This is a genomic window from Dyadobacter sp. CY261, from assembly GCF_021440085.1.
In the GTDB taxonomy this organism is placed as follows: Bacteria; Bacteroidota; Bacteroidia; order Cytophagales; family Spirosomataceae; genus Dyadobacter.
The window spans coordinates 1-682 of record NZ_JAKCPW010000075.1 but is presented as its reverse complement, the minus strand read 5'-3'; the positions used below and the strand labels follow the sequence as shown (position 1 = coordinate 682).

At 45.3% G+C, this 682-nt stretch carries 1 protein-coding gene; it reads left to right on the top strand.

The features are described 5' to 3' along the window. On the top strand, positions 1-663 hold a 663-nt coding region (locus LZD49_RS35420), incomplete at its 5' end, for an SGNH/GDSL hydrolase family protein (protein ID WP_234673394.1). Positions 664-682: the final 19 nt, after the last annotated feature.

Genomic DNA, 682 nt, shown 5'->3' with positions numbered 1-682 from the left:
ACCGAAATTGAAGACAGGCTTGTTACCCGCACGCTGAAAGCACTGATCACGGCGAACAACTCCTTTATCCCGACATTCATTGGTACACGTGCTTCCACTGCCGATCCGTCTGTTAAAAATGAGGGCCGTTCAAGTTGGGACACTGACATGTTTACGAAGTCGGGTAGTCCATTCTTCATAGGTGGTGTAGTTAATTTTTCGGCTTACATGGCCAATAATGGCTTTGCAGCATGCGACATTGCTATCATTCACTTAGGTAGTAATGATGCTTACCGCATAACAAAGGAAGCCTACGAAGCGAACTTAAAAACGCTGATAACAAGCCTGTGGGCGTACAATCCGAATATGGAGGTTATTTTAAGCATGCCGACGCTCGGATCAGTTAAAACCAGTGATGGGAATTACATAAAGACTATTACTGTCCCGTTCATTGAGCAGGCAAAAACCGGATTCGTAAGTTACAGTAGTCCTAATAGTGTTCCAGTCACCTTGTGCCCGTCCTACATGGCAGTAAACCGCGCGAGGGATTGGGGTTATGTTTTCCCAACTGAACAGCGCGACGGCCAGCCATTCGTTTACGATAGCATGCACTTAAACTCGACTGGCTATACCCGTATAGCAGATATGATGTTCAGCGCAATAATGTACGCATTGAATAACTAACACCACATTCGATTTAGTT